The sequence below is a fragment of the Streptomyces sp. NPDC048671 genome, from assembly GCF_055587045.1.
In genome coordinates this window covers 259,435-274,677 of the sequence record NZ_JBVJHB010000013.1, presented here as the reverse complement: position 1 = coordinate 274,677, position 15,243 = coordinate 259,435, and the positions used below count along the sequence as shown (strand labels likewise).

Sequence of the window (15,243 nt, the reverse complement as noted above, 5' to 3'; positions counted from 1 at the left end):
GCCCCCCCCCGCGCCCCCCCCCCCCCCCCCCGCCCCCCCCCCCCCCCCCCCCCGCCCCCGCCCCCCCCCCGCCCCCCCCCCCCCCCCCCCCCCCCCCCGTGCTCCGCCCCCGGACCCCCGCGCCTCAATCGCCGGCGGGGCTGGATATGCCCGGATACGCAGGGCGAAGCTGAACGCGCAGGGCTGGATATGCCCGGATACGCGCGGCGAAGCTGACGTGCCAGGCTGGATGTGCCCGGATACGCGCGGCGAAGCTGACGTGCCAGGCTGGATGTGCCCGAATGCGCGCGGCGAAGCTGACGTGCCAGGCTGGATATACCCGGATACGCACGGCGAAGCCGGACGCGCAGGGGCCGGACATGCGAAAGGCCCGGTACCCCTTGCGGGGTACCGGGCCTCACCGCTTGCGCGGAGAGCTACCCGCTAGTGCGAGTGACCGTGGCCGTGACCGGCATCGGCCTCTTCCTCGGCCGGCTTCTCGACGACCAGGGTCTCGGTCGTGAGCAGCAGCGACGCGATGGACGCGGCGTTCTCCAGCGCGGAGCGGGTGACCTTGACCGGGTCGATGACGCCGGCCTTCACCAGGTCGCCGTACTCGCCGGTCGCGGCGTTGAAGCCCTGACCCTTGTCGAGCTCGGAGACCTTCGCGGTGATGACGTAGCCCTCAAGGCCCGCGTTCTCCGCGATCCAGCGGAGCGGCTCGACGGCGGCGCGGCGCACGACCGCGACACCGGTGGCCTCGTCGCCGGTCTTGCCGAGATTGCCCTCGAGGACCTTGACGGCGTGGACCAGAGCGGAGCCACCACCGGAGACGATGCCCTCCTCGACCGCGGCGCGGGTCGCGGAGATGGCGTCCTCCAGACGGTGCTTCTTCTCCTTGAGCTCCACCTCGGTGGCCGCACCGACGCGGATCACGCAGACACCGCCGGCCAGCTTCGCCAGGCGCTCCTGGAGCTTCTCGCGGTCCCAGTCGGAGTCCGTGGACTCGATCTCGGCCTTGATCTGGTTGACGCGGCCCGCGACCTCGTCGGACTTGCCACCACCGTCGACGATGGTCGTGTCGTCCTTGGAGACGGTGACGCGACGGGCGGTGCCCAGTACGTCCAGACCGGCCTGGTCGAGCTTGAGGCCGACCTCCTCGGCGATGACGGTCGCACCGGTGAGGGTGGCGATGTCACCGAGCATGGCCTTGCGGCGGTCACCGAAGCCCGGGGCCTTCACCGCGACAGCGTTGAAGGTGCCACGGATCTTGTTGACGACCAGGGTCGACAGGGCCTCGCCCTCGACGTCCTCGGCGATGATCAGCAGCGGCTTGGAGGCACCGGCCTGGATGACCTTCTCCAGGAGCGGCAGCAGCTCCTGGATCGAGCCGATCTTGCCCTGGTGGATCAGGATGTACGGGTCGTCGAGGACGGCCTCCATACGCTCCTGGTCGGTCACCATGTACGGGGACAGGTAACCCTTGTCGAAGGCCATGCCCTCGGTGAACTCAAGGTCCAGACCGAAGGTGTTGGACTCCTCGACGGTGATGACACCGTCCTTGCCGACCTTGTCCATCGCGTCCGCGATGAGGTCGCCGACCTGGCTGTCCTGCGCGGAGAGCGCGGCCACGGCGGCGATGTCGGACTTGTCGTCGATCGGGCGGGCCGTCGCGAGGAGCTCCTCGGACACGGCCTTGACCGCGGCGTCGATGCCCTTCTTCAGGGCGGCCGGGGACGCGCCCGCGGCCACGTTGCGCAGGCCCTCGCGGACGAGCGCCTGAGCGAGCACGGTGGCGGTGGTCGTACCGTCACCCGCCACGTCGTTGGTCTTGGTCGCCACCTCCTTCACCAGCTGGGCACCGAGGTTCTCGTACGGGTCGTCCAGCTCGACCTCGCGCGCGATGGTGACACCGTCGTTGGTGATGGTGGGCGCACCGAACTTCTTGTCGATGACGACGTTGCGGCCCTTGGGACCGATCGTCACCTTCACCGTGTCGGCAAGCTTGTTGACGCCGCGCTCGAGGGCGCGACGGGCGTCCTCGTCGAACTTCAGGATCTTCGCCATGGAGCTGAACTGTCCTCTCAAAACAAGAACTGCGCCCCTCGCCGCCCGGCTAGTTATTTCGCAGGGGGCCAGGGGCGCAGAACAGAAGCAAACGTGGGTGAATTACTTCTCGATGATCGCGAGCACGTCGCGAGCCGAGAGAACGAGGTACTCCTCGCCGTTGTACTTCACCTCGGTGCCGCCGTACTTGCTGTACAGCACGACATCGCCGGTCTTGACGTCGAGCGGAAGGCGCTCGCCGTTCTCGAAGCGGCCCGGTCCCACGGCCAGGACGACGCCCTCCTGGGGCTTCTCCTTGGCGGTGTCGGGAATGACCAGGCCGGAGGCCGTGGTCTGCTCGGCGTCGAGCGGCTGGACCACAATGCGGTCCTCGAGCGGCTTGATCGCAACCTTGGTGCTGGTCGACACGATCCGGTCTCCCCCTTCGGAGATCTCACGGGGTTAACAGTCTTTGGTCGGCGACCAGGTGGGCCCGTCGTCGCGGGTGCCGGACCTGCCGGTCGCACAGTACTGCTGGCACTCTCCAGTGGGGAGTGCCAGCACTGAGACTATGACCGCGATTAGCACTCGGTCAAGCGGAGTGCCAATTCACGCCCCTCGTGGCGCGCATGTCGTACGACGTCACGGACCGGACCCGGCTCGAACCGGCCCTGCCACAGGGAGAACGCCCGGCCCCTCCCGGCCGTTCCGGACTCCTGCGGCCAACCGCAGGCGACGACGACCATCGAGCCAGGTGCCCCGTGGTCCCCGCGCACCGCCGCCGGCCGCACCTCCGCCGGACTCGGCGGCCGGTTCACCCGCTGCGCGGCCTTGCGGCCCAGCCGTTCGATCGGGTCCACCGACTGCGCGCAGCCGGTGGTGACGGTCAGGAGCGCACCGGCGGCCAGCAGTCCGGCCAGCAGCCGGTGCGCCCTTCTCATACGTAGTCCTCCAGCCGGGCCACGGCGTATCCCTTGTCCGTGACGACCTTCATGACGGCGCGGACCAGGTCGGGCATGGAGCCCTTCCAGTCCTTCTTGCCGCGGAAGTGCGTGAGGATGATGTCTCCGGGGTGCAGGTCCTGGTCCTCCTCCCGCCACTCCATGTGGTCGGGGAAGGCCTCCTCCGACCACAGGGGTACGGCGGTGATGCCGCAGGACTTGGCGATCCGGAGGGTGTCGCCGTTGTAGTTGCCGTACGGCGGCCGGAAGAGCCGGGGGCGCTCGCCGTACTGCTTCTCGATGATGTCCTGCTGGTCGCAGATCTCCTGCTTCTGCTCGCCGTAGGAGAGGCCGGGCAGATAGCGGTGGTTGAGCGTGTGGTTGTTGAGGGTGACGCCACGGGACTGCGCGTCCTTGAAGTACCCGTAGTTGTCGCTCACCAGGTAGTCGCTGAGGAACGCGCTGTACGGGATGTTCAGGTCCGACATCATCCGCAGCAGCTCGGGGTCCTTGTCGTCCCCGTCGTCCATCGTCAGGAAGACGATCTTCTTGTCGGTCGGGACCGTGGTGAAGACCGGCGGCAGCGAGTCGTCACCGCCCTCGACCTCGAAGCCCTTGCGGGTGGTGATGTGCGGCTTCACGGCGGGCGGGACGGGCGCGGCCAGCGGTGTGCTCGCCAGACCCCACTTCTTGGCGGCGACCGCGCGGGCGGCCTGGGCGAGGCGGGCCTTCTCGGCCTGCGCGGCACGCGTGCCCGCCGCCCCCGCGTTCCCGGCCGGGCCGCCCGGCTGCCCGGCGAGGGCCTTGGCTCCCTGCCCGGCCCCGGTCGCGGTGCGGCTGTCGGTCCCGGCCGCGCAGCCGGAGCCGACCGCGGCGACCAGGAGCGCGGCCAGGACCGCGTAACCGGGCCGGCGCCGCAGGTATCCCCGGCCTCGCCCCGTCCCGCTCCGCAACACCCCCCTCCGCACCGACCAGATCCGACCCGACCCGACCCGCACCGGCTCCGCCCGCATCTGCGCCTGCTCCGCCTGCACCCGCTCCTCCTGTCCCGGTCTGCGCCTCTTCATGGTTGATTCTTCCTTTTGTCGTACAAGCTGCATGGCGCCGCATACTGCCAGCACGTGATCGGGCTCCCGGGCCGACACCGCCGCCGGGCCCGCACGGTCCCCCGGCTGGCTCACAATGGGTCAGGTGAACGCTCTCGCCCCGACCGGCCCGCCCGGCCCGCCCGACGCCCCCGACCCCCTCGCCGGCTTCCTGGCGCTGCGCACCCCGGAGGGCGCCGGACTGCTGGCCGGGCTGCGGTCGTACGACCCCGCCACGGAACTCGCCACCGCCACCCTGCTGCGCCGCACCCACCCGGCCGACCTCGTCTCGGCGGCGCTGGGGCAGGCCCGGCTGCGGCAGCGGGCGGAGGCCAAGTTCGGCGCGGAGGACGCGCACCGGATGTTCTTCACGCCCAACGGGGTGGAGCAGGCGACCCGCACCTCGGTGGCGGCCCACCGCGCCGGACGGTTCGCGGGCACCGGGGTGCGCAGCGTCGCCGACCTGTGCTGCGGCATCGGCGGGGACGCCATCGCGCTGGCCCGCGCCGGGATCTCCGTCCTCGCCGTGGACCGCGACCCGCTGACCGCCGAGGTGGCCAGGGCCAATGCCGCCGCGCTCGGCCTGGACGCGCTGATCGAGGTGCGGTGCGCCGATGTCACGGAGATCGACACCTCGCCGTACGACGCGGTGTTCGTCGACCCGGCCCGCCGGGGCGGCCGCGGCCGGATCTTCGACCCGGAGGCCTACTCCCCGCCCCTCTCCTGGGCGACCGCCGCCGCGCTGAAAGCCCCCAGGGCGGCGCTGAAGATCGCCCCGGGAGTCCCCCACGAGGCGATCGGCCCGCAGGCGGAGGCCGAGTGGATCTCGGACGGCGGCGACGTGAAGGAGGCGGTGCTCTGGTTCGGCGAGGGCTTCGAGGCCGGCGCGTACCGCGCCACGCTGCTCCCGTCCGGAGCCACCCTGTCGGCCCCGGCCGTGCTGCCCGCCCCGCCGGTCGGACCGGTCGGCCGCTATCTGTACGAGCCGGACGGCGCGGTGATCCGGGCCCATCTGGTCGCCGACATCGTGAACCGGTGCGGCGGCCGGCTGATCGACGGGATGATCGCGTACGTCACGAGCGACGAGCTGTACGAATCGCCGTACACGGCCGGGTACGAGATCACCGATCAGCTCCCGTTCAACATGAAGCGGCTGAAAGCGCTGCTGCGGGAGCGGAAGGTCGGTGTCCTGACGGTCAAGAAGCGCGGCTCACCGGTCGAACCGGAGGAGCTGCGACGGAAGATGAAGCTCCAGGGCCCGAACCGGGCCACCGTCTTCCTGACCCGGGTCGCGGACGCTCCGACGATGCTGATCGGCCACCCCGTGACCGGCCCGGAGGCAGGTCGGGGCTGAAGACGGGAGCCGACCGGGCCCGGGGCCTACGCGAGGTCGGTCAGGTCGTCGGCGTACACCTGTGAGAGCGGCTGCGGGCCCACGTACTGCTGGCAGTTGCACTGCCCCGACTCGAAGCGGACCGGCTTCTTCTGCTCGTCCCAGGCGGTCGGCACCTCGACCAGCTCATGGCACTTGCCCTGCTTGTCGTGCTTGGCGAGGTGGTGCGTGCAACCGCAGACCGGCTCCGGCGGCTTGTGCGCCGCCTCGACGGCCAGCCGTTCCTGCCGGTCGGCCTCCAGCAGCTCCAGCTTGCGCGTGTGCCGATTACGCAGCGCTGTACGGCCGTTGTCGACGAGCCAGCCGAATCCGCCCGTCCAGAAGATGATGAGCAGCCACCAGTACCACTGCATGAGCAGTCCTCCCCCTGAGTCCTTCGTGTACGCGCCAAGGATAGGGCCGGATTCAGCGGTGCGCCCCGCCGCCGGAGGAGATCAGCGGCGCGGGCGCCGGCGCCCCGATCAGCACCCGGATCACCCAACGCCGGTGCAGGAACGCCTTGGTGGCCCCGATGATCCCGATGAGCCAGCCGATGAACCCGAGGCCCATGACGAGGGCCATCAGGCCGTAGGTGTCGTCGCCCCGGACCGCGCCGGCCGGAACGGCGACGCAGGCGTACAGCCCGAACGCGCACAGGAGGAAGGAGCCCAGCAGCCAGACCAGGCTCGTGCCGGGCAGCCGGAGCACCCGGTCACCCGCCGCGTCACGGTCCAACTCGCCCCATTGCGCGAGCAGTCGGCGCACCTGCCGGTCGCGGCGCAGCCCGACGACGACAAGGATGACGGCCGGCACCAGGCAGCACACGCCCAGGGCGAGGAGGACCACGCCGAAGAAGGCGCTGAAGATGTCGTACGACTCCTCGAAGGTGATGAGCGCCGCGCCGGCCAGCGACCAGCCCAGCGCGCCGAGCCCGCCCCAGAGCCACAGCATCCCGAGCCGCGCCGGCCCCAGGTGCGTCTTCACCAACTCGCCGAGGATCAGGGCCCGGTCGGCGAGCAGCGCTCCCCGGTCGGGCCAGGTGCGTATCTCCACGGGCGGCGGTGGCGGGGGCAGCGCTGAACGGCGGGACATGCGCGCGACCCTACCGAGTGCCGGGCGCGCGCACGGCCTTCCGCCGCCGTGCGCCGGGGCCGGTGCTCAGGCGTTGCGCAGGGCCTCGACGTCGAGCCGCTTCATGCCGAGCATCGCCTTCATCGCGCGGGCCGCCTTGTCCTGGTCCGGGTCGGTCAGGGCCTCACCGAGGCCGGGCGGGACGATCTGCCAGGAGACGCCGAATTTGTCCTTGAGCCAGCCGCACTGACTCTCCTGCCCGCCGTCCGCGGTGAGCTTGTCCCAGAGCGCGTCCGCCTCCTCCTGCGACTCGCAGTCGACGGAGAGGGAGACCGCCTCGCTGAACGGGAACTCGGGGCCGCCGTTGAAGGCGATGTACTCGGTGCCCGCCAGCCGGAACCGTACGGTCATCACTGCGCCCGCCTCGCCCGGTGCGGCCGCGGTCCAGCGGGTGACGTCCACGACGCCGGAGTCGCCGCCGACGACCGAGATGTAGTGCGCGGCGGCCTCCTCGGCCTGGTTGTGGTCAAACCACAGGAACGTGGTGATCTTCTGCATGGTCGCTCTCCTCACGCGGTGGTGCGGACGGTCGTGCAGGGTAGACCGGTCGCGGGCCCGGAACTCATCGGCCGGCCCGGCCGAGCTCATAGGCCGGCCGGGTCAAGGAGCATCGCCCGGTCCAGGAGCATCGCCCGTTCCCGCTCGTCGCGGGTCGGCTCCGCCGCCCGTACGGACTCGGCGCGCGCCTCGTCCGTACGCCCCGTCCTGACCAGCAGATCCCCGCGGACGCCCGGCGGCAAGTGGTACGCCCTTGAGGGCGGGGTCCGCGGCCGGCGCGTCGACCGGTTCCCCGGCTCTCACCCCTGCGTCGAACGGGCCACGGCCGGACCGGCGCCTCCCGCGGAATTCTTCTGAGAATCCTCCGGACCGGCCACCGGGACACTCCCCGGATCGGCCCCCGAGGCACTCGGGAGCAGGACCAGCGCCGCCAGGGCCGCCAGCGCGAGCAGCCCGGCGGCGACCCAGAACGCGGCCGCGTAGCCTCGGACCAGCTCGTCCCGGCCCGCCGCTCCCCCGGTGACCCGCGCGGCGACCGTCACCAGGACCGCGAGTCCGAGCGAGCCGCCCACCTGCCGGGAACTGTTCAGCAGACCGGAGGCCATTCCGGTCTCCCCGGGCACCACATCGGTCGTGGCCGCGGTGCCGAGCGGTACGAAGCACATGCCGATACCGACGGCGGCGACCAGCGACGGGCCGAGGATCGAGGTGAGGAAGGTGCCGTCCGTCCGCGCGGTGGCCGCGAAGCCCGCGATGCCGAGCGCGGCGAGGGCGCCGCCGGTCGCCAGCAGCCGTCGGGTGCCGAGCCTCGCGACCGTACGGGTGGCGATCACCGAGCCGGCGACGACGCCCACACAGAACGGCAGGAAGGCGGCTCCGGCCGCCGTCGGCCCGTAGCCGAACACCTGCTGGAGGCAGAGCGAGACGAAGTAGAACGCGGCGAACTGCCCCGAGCTGAGCAGCAGGCAGAACAGGTTCGCCGTCAGGACCGGCCGCCCCCGCAGCAGGCCGGGCCGCAGCAGCGGCGACGCGGTCCGCAGCTCGACGGCGACGAAGGCGGCCAGCAGCAGGGCCGCGCCCCCGAGCGTGGTCAGCGTCCTGGCCGAGCCCCAGGGGTGTGCCGAGGTCCCCACCAGGCCGAGGACCAGCAGCGTCGTGCCGCCGGTGGCCAGCAGCGCCCCGGCCACATCGAGCCGGGCGCCGGTCCGGGCCGGGCCGGAGACCGGTCCGGTGCGCAGGGAGGCGATCAGTGCGAAGGCCACGATCGGCACGTTGACGAGCATCACCGCACGCCAGCCCGCCGCGTCCGTGAGCACCCCGCCGGCCAGCACCCCGACCGCACCGCCCGCCGCGCCCGCCATGCCCCAGAGCCCCAGGGCGCGGGAGCGCGCCGGTCCGGCCGGGAAGGCGATGGCGATCAGCGCGAAGGCCACCGGGGCGAGCGCCGCCGCGCCCACGCCCTGCACCGCCCTCGCGGCGATCAGCGCCCCGGGCGACTGGGCGAGGCCCCCGGCCAGGCTCGCCGCACCGAACAGCGCCAGGCCGCCCCTCAGCACCGGCCGGCTGCCGAGCAGGTCCGCGAGGCGTCCGCCGAGCATCAGCAGCCCGCCGAAGGCGAGCGCGTAGGCGTTCACGGCCCACAGGAGCCCCTCGGCCGAGAAGCCGAGACCGGCGCGCATATCGGGCAGCGCGACGTTCACCACGGACATGTCCAACGCCACCATGAACTGCACGACGAGAGCTACCAGCAGTAGCCAACGCGTCTGCCGTGACTGGTCGTTCACGGTCTTCCCCTTCCCTCACGGTCACTCGGTCGATGATTACTATACGCGTATAGAAATTAGGCGCGAAGGAGTCACGGCGAAGGAGGAGGGAGAGAAGCCGGGCGGAACGGGGACAATGGCCGGGTGTCAGGGACAGAGAAGAAACCGCCGGGGTCGAAGCGGTCCGTGGGGCGCCCGCGCAGGCTCGACCCGGACGCCATGGTCGCCACCGCGCGCCGCATCCTTGAGGAAGAGGGCCTGGACGCCCTGAGCATGCGGCGGGTGGCGAAGGAGCTCGGCTCCACCCCGATGGCGCTCTACCACTACGTCCAGGACAAGGACGAGCTGCTGATGCTCACCCTGTCCGGGACGGCCGCCGCCTTCCCGCGCCCGGAACTGCCCGCCGACCCGCGCGAGCGGCTGACCGCCGTCGCCGCGCACATGCACGAGATCATCGGGCAGCTCCCCTGGGTGCTCGACATCCTGGCGCTGGGCGAGCTGACCGACCGGAACGCGCTGTGGATGGTCGAGGAGATCATCGACTGCGCGCTCGCCTGCGGCCTGACCCCCGGGCAGGCGGTACGCGCCTACCGGACGATCTGGAGCTACGTCTACGGCGACCTGGTCTTCCGCAGGGCGGCCACCCGCCGCGCCGAACACCCGCCGCCCAAGCGGTACTTCCCCGACATGGTCACCGACGCGGACGCGGCGGAGCTGCCCCGCCTCACCGCGATCAAGGACGACTGGCGGGCGTACGCCGCCGACTACGACGTGGTGGACGAGCTCGACGCGATCGTCACCGGTCTGCTGACCCGAGGGACTCGAAGCGCCAGCGGTGCACCGGCCGGGTGACGATCCCCGCGTCCGGCTCGGGCAGCTCCGGCAGCTCGTCGCCGTACGCGCCCTCCCACCAGGTGATGACCAGGACCCGGTCCTGCGGGGCGCGCAGCAGCTCGCTGCGCAGCGGCGGCCGCGCCAGCTCGCCCGTCCGGGCCCGCGCCCACGCCAGCAGCTCCGCGCCCCGGCCCTCGGTCGCGCGGGCCTCCCACATCATCGCGACGGTCGCGGTGCTCATGAGTAGAGGTTGTCCTTGCTGATCTCGTGCACATGATCGTGCGTGTGGGCATGGCCGTGGGCGCTGCCCGGTACGTGGGTCTCGGTCACCGGCAGTGAGGAGTCGGCCGACAGCCCCAGGTCGGAGGCCGGCCGGTTGCGGGCCACCATCTCCGCGCCCAGTGCCGCGACCATCGCGCCGTTGTCGGTGCACAGTCCCGGCCGCGGCACCCGCAGCCGGATGCCGGCCCGCTCGCAGCGCTCCTGGGCGAGTGCCCGCAGTCGCGAGTTGGCCGCGACTCCGCCGCCGATCATCAGGTGGTCGACGCCCTCGTCCTTGCAGGCGCGGACGGCCTTCCGGGTGAGCACGTCCACCACGGCCTCCTGGAAGGACGCCGCCACGTCCCGTACCGGCACCTCCTCGCCGGCCGCGCGCTTCGCCTCGATCCAGCGGGCGACGGAGGTCTTCAGGCCGGAGAAGGAGAAGTCGTACGCGGGGTCACGCGAGCCGCTGAGACCGCGCGGGAACGCTATGGCCTTCGGATCGCCCTCCTTCGCGAGACGGTCGATGACCGGGCCGCCGGGGAAGCCGAGGTGCAGCACCCGGGCGATCTTGTCGAAGGCCTCGCCCGCCGCGTCGTCGATGGTCGCGCCCAGCGGCCGTACGTCGTTGGTGATGTCCGGCGCCAGCAGCAGCGAGGAGTGCCCGCCGCTGACCAGCAGCGCCATCGTCGGCTCGGGCAGCGGGCCGTGCTCCAGCTGGTCGACGCAGATGTGCGAGGCCAGGTGGTTCACCCCGTACAGCGGCTTGTTCAGCGCGTACGCGTACGCCTTCGCCGCCGAGACGCCGACGAGCAGGGCGCCCGCGAGCCCCGGACCCGCGGTGACGGAGATGCCGTCGAGGTCGCGGCCGCTGACCCCGGCCTCCTTCAGGGCGCGCTCGATGGTCGGCACCATCGCCTCCAGATGCGCGCGGGAGGCGATCTCGGGGACGACGCCGCCGAAGCGCGCGTGCGTGTCGACGCTGGAGGCGACGGCGTCGGCGAGCAGCGTCGTCCCGCGGACGATGCCGACGCCGGTCTCGTCGCAGGAGGTCTCGATGCCGAGTACGAGCGGTTCGTCAGCCATCAGTCAGTCTCTGTCTCTTGTACGGGTGCCTGTACGTCTTCTTCTTCGTGTACGTGCAGGCGCATGACGAGCGCGTCGATGTTGCCCGGCTGGTAGTAGCCGCGGCGGAAGCCGATCGGCTCGAAGCCGAAGCGCTCGTACAGCTTCTGCGCCCGGGTGTTGTCGACCCGGACCTCAAGGAGCACCTCGGCGCACTCGAAGGCCGTGGCGTGCTTGAGCAGATCGCTCAGCAGCTCGGAGCCGAGGCCGCCGCCCCAGTGGTCGCGGGAGACGGCGATCGTCTGTACGTCGGCGAGGTCGCCGGCCGCCGCCAGTCCCGCGTACCCGACGATCCGGCCGGTGACCGGGTCCTCGGCGACCACGTAGCGGCGGGTGGCCTGCGGGCCGCGGGCGTACGCCAGCTCGGACCAGAACATGCCGGGTGACCAGGCGTCGTCCGGGAACAGCTCGTGTTCGAGGCCGAGCACGGGGTCGATGTCCCACCAGCGCATCTCGCGCAGCACAGCGGTCGCGGTGGTCACTTCGGCGTGACCACCTTGTAGTTCTTCGGGACCTGCGCGTCGGGCCTGCGGAGGTAGAGCGGCTGCGGCGGCAGCAGGCCGGCGCCCGCGGCGAGGCGCTCGGCGGCGAGGGCGGCCAGGGCGCCGGCCGCGACGTGCTCGGGGCCGCGCGCGTCCGGGAACGCCTCGGGGTAGAGCACCGCGCCCGCGCCGACCACGGGGACCCCGGCGAGCTGGGCGGCGATGTCGGCGGGCCGGTCGACGGCGGGTTCACCGGTCCGGGTGCGGGGGTCCTCGTACCGCGCCCAGTAGACCTCCTTGCGGCGGGCGTCCGTCGCGACGGCGAACGGCCCCTCCAGGCCGGCCTGTCCGGCGGCGTACGCGAGTCCGTCCAGGGTGCACAGTCCATGCACGGGCACGGACAGCGCCGACCCGAACGTCGCGGCCGTCACCAGGCCGACCCGCAGCCCGGTGTACGGGCCGGGGCCGACGCCCACGACCACGTCCGTCACGGCGTCGAGTTTCACCCCGGCGGCGGCGAGGACGCGGTCGACGGCGGGCAGCAGCAGCTCCCCGTGCTTCCGGGCGTCGACCTGACCGGACTCGGCGACGACACGGGTCCCGTCGTACAGGGCGACGGTGACGGCAGGGGTGGCGGTATCCATAGCGAGCAAGAGCACGCAAACAGCCTACGGCTCCGGCGCGGGGGGCGACCGCGCCCCGTACGGCGTCCCGGTACCGGGGGTCTCGGCTGCTACCGTCACCGGGTATACGCGGAGTACGTGTAAACGCTTGTACGACAACCCAACGGCGAAAGAGGCGCGCACGGTGGCAAGGGGCAGCTCAGGAATCGTGGCCGCGCTCACCGCGGCGGCCGTAGCCGTGGTCGGTCTCCTGGCGTACCAGGCATCGGCGAACGCCCCCGACTCAGTCGCCCCCAAGCCGAAGACGTCCTCCAGCGGCACGCCCTCCGGGACGGGCCACGCCAAGCCGAAGCCGAAGCCGAAGAAGGACCCGCTCGCGGTTCCGGCCTCCTCGGGCACGGGGACGCGGGTGGTGTACGCGCTGGGCGACCGGCGGGTGTGGCTGGTCGACGCGAAGGACAAGCCGACGCGGACCTTCAAGGTGATGCCGAGCGCGGTGAGCGCGCTTCCGGGGACGTACCAGGTCACCTCGCGCTCCGGCACCGTCACCGGCTCCGACGGGGTACCGATCGAGCACGTGGTGCGGTTCGCGGCGACCGACGACGTGGCCATCGGCTTCAGCGCCGCGCAGGACGGCTCGATGGAGAGCCCGGACCCGACGCTGAAGGCGGGCGGCGTACGGATGTCCCGTGCGGACGGCAACGCGGTGTGGACGTTCGCCACGGTCGGCGCGAAGGTGGTCGTGATCCCGTAGGCCGGTCCGGGCAAATCAGCCCGTCCGGCGATTGAGGACGTCTTTGAGCTCGGCCAAATCAGCCCGTCCGGCGATTGAGGACGTCTTTGAGCTCGGGCGACACAGGCCCGGGGTTCCGTCCTCAAACGCCGGACGGGCTGAAAGTGCCGGACGGGCTTGATGGGCGTCAGGCGCGGTCAGGGGCCGAGGGCGCGCCCTCTCGCGGCGCGGCGGCCACGGCCGCACCCGGCCGCACCACGCCCGGCGGCGTGGACACCGCGATCGCCGCCGCCCCCGCGGCCAGCAGATCCCGCATCGATACCACCCGCGGCGGCTTCCGCACTTCGTGCTCGGATGTCGGCATGGACGCCTCCTGGGGCTCCGGTGGAAGGCAGGGTTAGGCAGACCTAACCTGCTCTCGCCCTCCATGTCACCACGCCCGCCCCACCGCGCGCAACAATTTGCCGACACCGTGTCGGAAAGCGGGCGCGGACCCAGAGATCACCCAGAGATCACCCGGAGATCACTCGAAGATCACCCGACGCCTCTCAGGCCTCACCAGGCCCGTTGTCCTCGTCCACCACCCACGGCGCCCACGGCGCGAGCCGCAGTCCCGCCCAGCGCGCGCCCACGCCCACCAGCGTCACCGCGCGCCGCTCGTCGTCCGTGTCACCGACCGCGCGGTCGATGAGCACCCGCAGCCGGTCGTCCGCCAGCTCCTCGACCTTGCCGTCGCCCCACTCGACGACCACCACCGATTCCGGCAGCGACACATCGAGGTCCAGGTCCTCCATCTCGTCGAGCCCGCCGCCCAGGCGGTACGCGTCGACGTGGACGAGCGCCGGGCCGTCGCCGAGCGCCGGGTGGACGCGGGCGATCACGAACGTGGGGGACGTGACGGCGCCGCGCACCCCCAGGCCCTCGCCGAGGCCGCGGGTCAGGGTGGTCTTCCCGGCGCCGAGCTCGCCGGTGAGCATCACGAGGTCGCCGGGGCGCAGCACACCGGCGAGCCGGCGGCCCAGGGCCTGCATCTGTTCGGGGGACTCGACGGCCAGGTTCACGGTGACGGTGCCCGGCCCGGCGCCCTCGGCGACCTCAGCCGCCGGGCTGTTCTGCGGTGCTTCCATGCCCGCCAACGTTAGGCGATTCCGGTACGGCTCCCGCCCGCACCAACAGGTCGGCCAGCCGGTCCGTCACCGTCTCCGGGTGCTCCAGCATCACCAGATGCCCGGCGTCCGGAACGATGACCAGCTCCGCGTCGGGCAGCTGGTCCGCGATCGCCTCGCTGTGCGAGCTGGGCGTCACCAGGTCCTTGTCGCCCGCCAGGATCAGCACCGGGACCTCGCGGAACAGGGGCAGCGCGGCGGTCTTGTCGTACTCGGTGAAGGCCGGGTAGAACTCCGCGACCACATCGATCGGCGTGGACTCGATGAGCCGCTCGGCGAACCGCTCGACCGCCGGGTCGACGTCCCGCGAACCGAACGAGTACCGCTTGATCAGTCCCGCGAACAGATCCGCGGTCGCCCGCCTGCCCCGCTCCACCAGCTCCGTCTGCGAGCCGAGCACCTTCAGCACCCCGGGCAGTACCCGCCGTACCGCGTTCACGCCCGCCACCGGCAGCCCGAAGCTGACCTCGCCGAGCTTCCCGCTCGACGTGCCGACGAAGGCGACGGCGGCGACCCGGTCGCGGAACAGGGCCGGGTACTGGTCGGCGAGCGACATCATCGTCATGCCGCCCATGGAGTGCCCGACCAGCACCAGCGGGCCCTCGGGCGCGGCCGCGTCGATCACGGCCTTGAGGTCGCGGCCGAGCTGGTCGATGCCGACGTGGACGCCCTGCGCCTGCGCCCGGCCGCGCTCCGAGCGGCCGTGGCTGCGCTGGTCCCAGTGGACCGTGCGCACCAGGCCGCGCAGGGCCGCGCGCTGGAAGTGCCAGGAGTCCTGGCTGAGGCAGTAGCCGTGGCTGAAGACGACCGTGACGGGGGCGGGGGCCTTGCGCCCGAAGAGCCGGCGCCTGCGCGGACCGGCCGCGGTTCCGGGGGGCGTACCGCCCGTGCCGGTGCCGCCGCCGGGTTCGACCTCGTCGATCTCGTAGTACAGCTCGGTGCCGTCGTCGGCCGCGGCCCGGCCCGGCAGCCCGCGCAGCGAGCCGTACGGGCCGGTGGCGTCCAGCGCCAGCCTGGCCCGTTTCCGCATCCCGCGGCCGACCGTCAGCCGCTCGACCGCGACACCGGCGGCCGCGCCCGCCGCGATCACGCCTATGGCGGCCCCGGCGATCCCCGCCCGGCGCCAGCCGACCGTCGAAGCGGCCGTCGCCATCGCGTCCCCCGCGCTGATCTCGCTCACCGTGCCGCGCTCCTCGTGGGTCGT

Annotated in this window: 19 protein-coding genes; 3 read left to right on the top strand and 16 right to left on the bottom strand. The window is 72.2% G+C overall.

Annotation, left to right across the window (positions count from 1 at the left end):
- Positions 1-423 precede the first annotated feature (423 nt).
- From groL to ACZ6S6_RS26900, 4 genes are all read right to left on the bottom strand, one after another.
- Complete coding sequence (groL, locus tag ACZ6S6_RS26915) at positions 424-2,046, bottom strand: chaperonin GroEL (RefSeq protein ID WP_362964979.1); 1,623 nt, start codon at positions 2,044-2,046, stop codon at positions 424-426.
- Positions 2,047-2,148: 102 nt separating this feature from the next.
- Positions 2,149-2,457, bottom strand: a complete 309-nt coding sequence (gene groES / locus ACZ6S6_RS26910; protein WP_024490209.1) for a co-chaperone GroES — start codon at positions 2,455-2,457, stop codon at positions 2,149-2,151.
- A 149-nt stretch (positions 2,458-2,606) separates the two neighbouring features.
- Positions 2,607-2,966 (bottom strand): hypothetical protein, encoded by a 360-nt coding sequence (locus tag ACZ6S6_RS26905; protein WP_362964985.1) that lies wholly within the window; start codon positions 2,964-2,966, stop codon positions 2,607-2,609.
- The gene (locus tag ACZ6S6_RS26900) at positions 2,963-4,033 is read right to left on the bottom strand and encodes a polysaccharide deacetylase family protein (protein ID WP_469707147.1); all 1,071 of its coding nucleotides are present in this window, start codon (positions 4,031-4,033) and stop codon (positions 2,963-2,965) included. The genes ACZ6S6_RS26905 and ACZ6S6_RS26900 overlap by 4 nt, the downstream gene beginning before the upstream one ends.
- Positions 4,034-4,148: 115 nt before the next feature.
- On the opposite strand from ACZ6S6_RS26900, the gene ACZ6S6_RS26895 reads away from it, so the two are divergent.
- Entirely contained in the window at positions 4,149-5,405 is a 1,257-nt protein-coding gene (locus ACZ6S6_RS26895) for a THUMP-like domain-containing protein (protein ID WP_469707146.1), read from the top strand.
- 26 nt (positions 5,406-5,431) lie between these two features.
- Here ACZ6S6_RS26895 and ACZ6S6_RS26890 read toward each other — a convergent pair whose 3' ends face one another.
- From ACZ6S6_RS26890 to ACZ6S6_RS26870, 5 genes are all read right to left on the bottom strand, one after another.
- A complete protein-coding gene (locus ACZ6S6_RS26890) occupies positions 5,432-5,797 on the bottom strand; it encodes a hypothetical protein (RefSeq protein WP_362964973.1) in 366 nt (121 codons plus the stop codon).
- Between the two features lie 52 nt (positions 5,798-5,849).
- Positions 5,850-6,515, bottom strand: coding sequence for a hypothetical protein (locus ACZ6S6_RS26885; RefSeq protein ID WP_362964971.1), 666 nt, complete (start codon positions 6,513-6,515; stop codon positions 5,850-5,852).
- Between the two features lie 66 nt (positions 6,516-6,581).
- Complete coding sequence (locus ACZ6S6_RS26880; RefSeq protein WP_362964968.1) at positions 6,582-7,052, bottom strand: VOC family protein; 471 nt, start codon at positions 7,050-7,052, stop codon at positions 6,582-6,584.
- Positions 7,053-7,138: 86 nt separating this feature from the next.
- Positions 7,139-7,294 carry a hypothetical protein gene (locus ACZ6S6_RS26875; protein ID WP_469707145.1) on the bottom strand — a complete coding sequence of 52 codons (156 nt, stop codon included), beginning with the start codon at positions 7,292-7,294 and terminating at the stop codon, positions 7,139-7,141.
- 57 nt (positions 7,295-7,351) lie between these two features.
- Positions 7,352-8,776 (bottom strand): MFS transporter, encoded by a 1,425-nt coding sequence (locus ACZ6S6_RS26870; protein ID WP_469707152.1) that lies wholly within the window; start codon positions 8,774-8,776, stop codon positions 7,352-7,354.
- A gap of 183 nt (positions 8,777-8,959) precedes the next feature.
- On the opposite strand from ACZ6S6_RS26870, the gene ACZ6S6_RS26865 reads away from it, so the two are divergent.
- Complete coding sequence (locus ACZ6S6_RS26865; RefSeq protein ID WP_469707144.1) at positions 8,960-9,667, top strand: TetR/AcrR family transcriptional regulator; 708 nt, start codon at positions 8,960-8,962, stop codon at positions 9,665-9,667.
- Here ACZ6S6_RS26865 and ACZ6S6_RS26860 read toward each other — a convergent pair.
- From ACZ6S6_RS26860 to tsaB, 4 genes are read right to left on the bottom strand one after another with little or no spacing between them, the layout of a single operon-like run.
- Entirely contained in the window at positions 9,612-9,890 is a 279-nt protein-coding gene (locus ACZ6S6_RS26860) for a hypothetical protein (RefSeq protein WP_362964962.1), read from the bottom strand. The two genes, ACZ6S6_RS26865 and ACZ6S6_RS26860, sit on opposite strands and share 56 nt — an antisense overlap.
- Positions 9,887-10,996, bottom strand: a complete 1,110-nt coding sequence (gene tsaD / locus ACZ6S6_RS26855; protein ID WP_469707143.1) for a tRNA (adenosine(37)-N6)-threonylcarbamoyltransferase complex transferase subunit TsaD — start codon at positions 10,994-10,996, stop codon at positions 9,887-9,889. The genes ACZ6S6_RS26860 and tsaD overlap by 4 nt, the downstream gene beginning before the upstream one ends.
- Positions 10,996-11,517 carry a ribosomal protein S18-alanine N-acetyltransferase gene (gene rimI / locus ACZ6S6_RS26850; RefSeq protein WP_362964959.1) on the bottom strand — a complete coding sequence of 174 codons (522 nt, stop codon included), beginning with the start codon at positions 11,515-11,517 and terminating at the stop codon, positions 10,996-10,998. Before rimI ends, tsaD begins: the two co-directional genes overlap by 1 nt.
- Positions 11,514-12,161 (bottom strand): tRNA (adenosine(37)-N6)-threonylcarbamoyltransferase complex dimerization subunit type 1 TsaB, encoded by a 648-nt coding sequence (gene tsaB, locus ACZ6S6_RS26845; RefSeq protein WP_469707151.1) that lies wholly within the window; start codon positions 12,159-12,161, stop codon positions 11,514-11,516. The genes rimI and tsaB overlap by 4 nt, the downstream gene beginning before the upstream one ends.
- A 187-nt stretch (positions 12,162-12,348) precedes the next feature.
- On the opposite strand from tsaB, the gene ACZ6S6_RS26840 reads away from it, so the two are divergent.
- Positions 12,349-12,894 (top strand): hypothetical protein, encoded by a 546-nt coding sequence (locus ACZ6S6_RS26840; protein ID WP_362964957.1) that lies wholly within the window; start codon positions 12,349-12,351, stop codon positions 12,892-12,894.
- 166 nt (positions 12,895-13,060) lie between these two features.
- Here the strand turns inward: ACZ6S6_RS26840 and ACZ6S6_RS26835 are convergent, their stop codons facing one another.
- From ACZ6S6_RS26835 to ACZ6S6_RS26825, 3 genes are all read right to left on the bottom strand, one after another.
- Positions 13,061-13,237: a hypothetical protein gene (locus ACZ6S6_RS26835; RefSeq protein ID WP_469707142.1), complete on the bottom strand. Its 177-nt coding sequence runs from the start codon at positions 13,235-13,237 to the stop codon at positions 13,061-13,063.
- 184 nt (positions 13,238-13,421) lie between these two features.
- The gene (tsaE, locus tag ACZ6S6_RS26830) at positions 13,422-14,000 is read right to left on the bottom strand and encodes a tRNA (adenosine(37)-N6)-threonylcarbamoyltransferase complex ATPase subunit type 1 TsaE (RefSeq protein ID WP_469707141.1); all 579 of its coding nucleotides are present in this window, start codon (positions 13,998-14,000) and stop codon (positions 13,422-13,424) included.
- A complete protein-coding gene (locus tag ACZ6S6_RS26825; RefSeq protein ID WP_362964951.1) occupies positions 13,969-15,219 on the bottom strand; it encodes an alpha/beta fold hydrolase in 1,251 nt (416 codons plus the stop codon). The genes tsaE and ACZ6S6_RS26825 overlap by 32 nt, the downstream gene beginning before the upstream one ends.
- Between the last annotated feature and the right edge of the window lie 24 nt (positions 15,220-15,243).

Excerpts from the sequence above, each read along its gene's own strand:
- groL (WP_362964979.1), bottom strand. The coding sequence starts at position 2,046 with ATGGCGAAGATCCTGAAGTTCGACGAGGACGCCCGTCGCGCCCTCGAG.
- ACZ6S6_RS26905 (WP_362964985.1), bottom strand. The coding sequence starts at position 2,966 with ATGAGAAGGGCGCACCGGCTGCTGGCCGGACTGCTGGCCGCCGGTGCG.
- ACZ6S6_RS26900 (WP_469707147.1), bottom strand. The coding sequence starts at position 4,033 with ATGAAGAGGCGCAGACCGGGACAGGAGGAGCGGGTGCAGGCGGAGCAG.
- ACZ6S6_RS26895 (WP_469707146.1), top strand. The coding sequence starts at position 4,149 with ATGGGTCAGGTGAACGCTCTCGCCCCGACCGGCCCGCCCGGCCCGCCC.
- ACZ6S6_RS26890 (WP_362964973.1), bottom strand. The coding sequence starts at position 5,797 with ATGCAGTGGTACTGGTGGCTGCTCATCATCTTCTGGACGGGCGGATTC.
- ACZ6S6_RS26885 (WP_362964971.1), bottom strand. The coding sequence starts at position 6,515 with ATGTCCCGCCGTTCAGCGCTGCCCCCGCCACCGCCGCCCGTGGAGATA.
- ACZ6S6_RS26880 (WP_362964968.1), bottom strand. The coding sequence starts at position 7,052 with ATGCAGAAGATCACCACGTTCCTGTGGTTTGACCACAACCAGGCCGAG.
- ACZ6S6_RS26870 (WP_469707152.1), bottom strand. The coding sequence starts at position 8,776 with ATGGTGGCGTTGGACATGTCCGTGGTGAACGTCGCGCTGCCCGATATG.
- ACZ6S6_RS26860 (WP_362964962.1), bottom strand. The coding sequence starts at position 9,890 with ATGAGCACCGCGACCGTCGCGATGATGTGGGAGGCCCGCGCGACCGAG.
- tsaD (WP_469707143.1), bottom strand. The coding sequence starts at position 10,996 with ATGGCTGACGAACCGCTCGTACTCGGCATCGAGACCTCCTGCGACGAG.
- tsaB (WP_469707151.1), bottom strand. The coding sequence starts at position 12,161 with ATGGATACCGCCACCCCTGCCGTCACCGTCGCCCTGTACGACGGGACC.
- ACZ6S6_RS26835 (WP_469707142.1), bottom strand. The coding sequence starts at position 13,237 with ATGCCGACATCCGAGCACGAAGTGCGGAAGCCGCCGCGGGTGGTATCG.
- tsaE (WP_469707141.1), bottom strand. The coding sequence starts at position 14,000 with ATGGAAGCACCGCAGAACAGCCCGGCGGCTGAGGTCGCCGAGGGCGCC.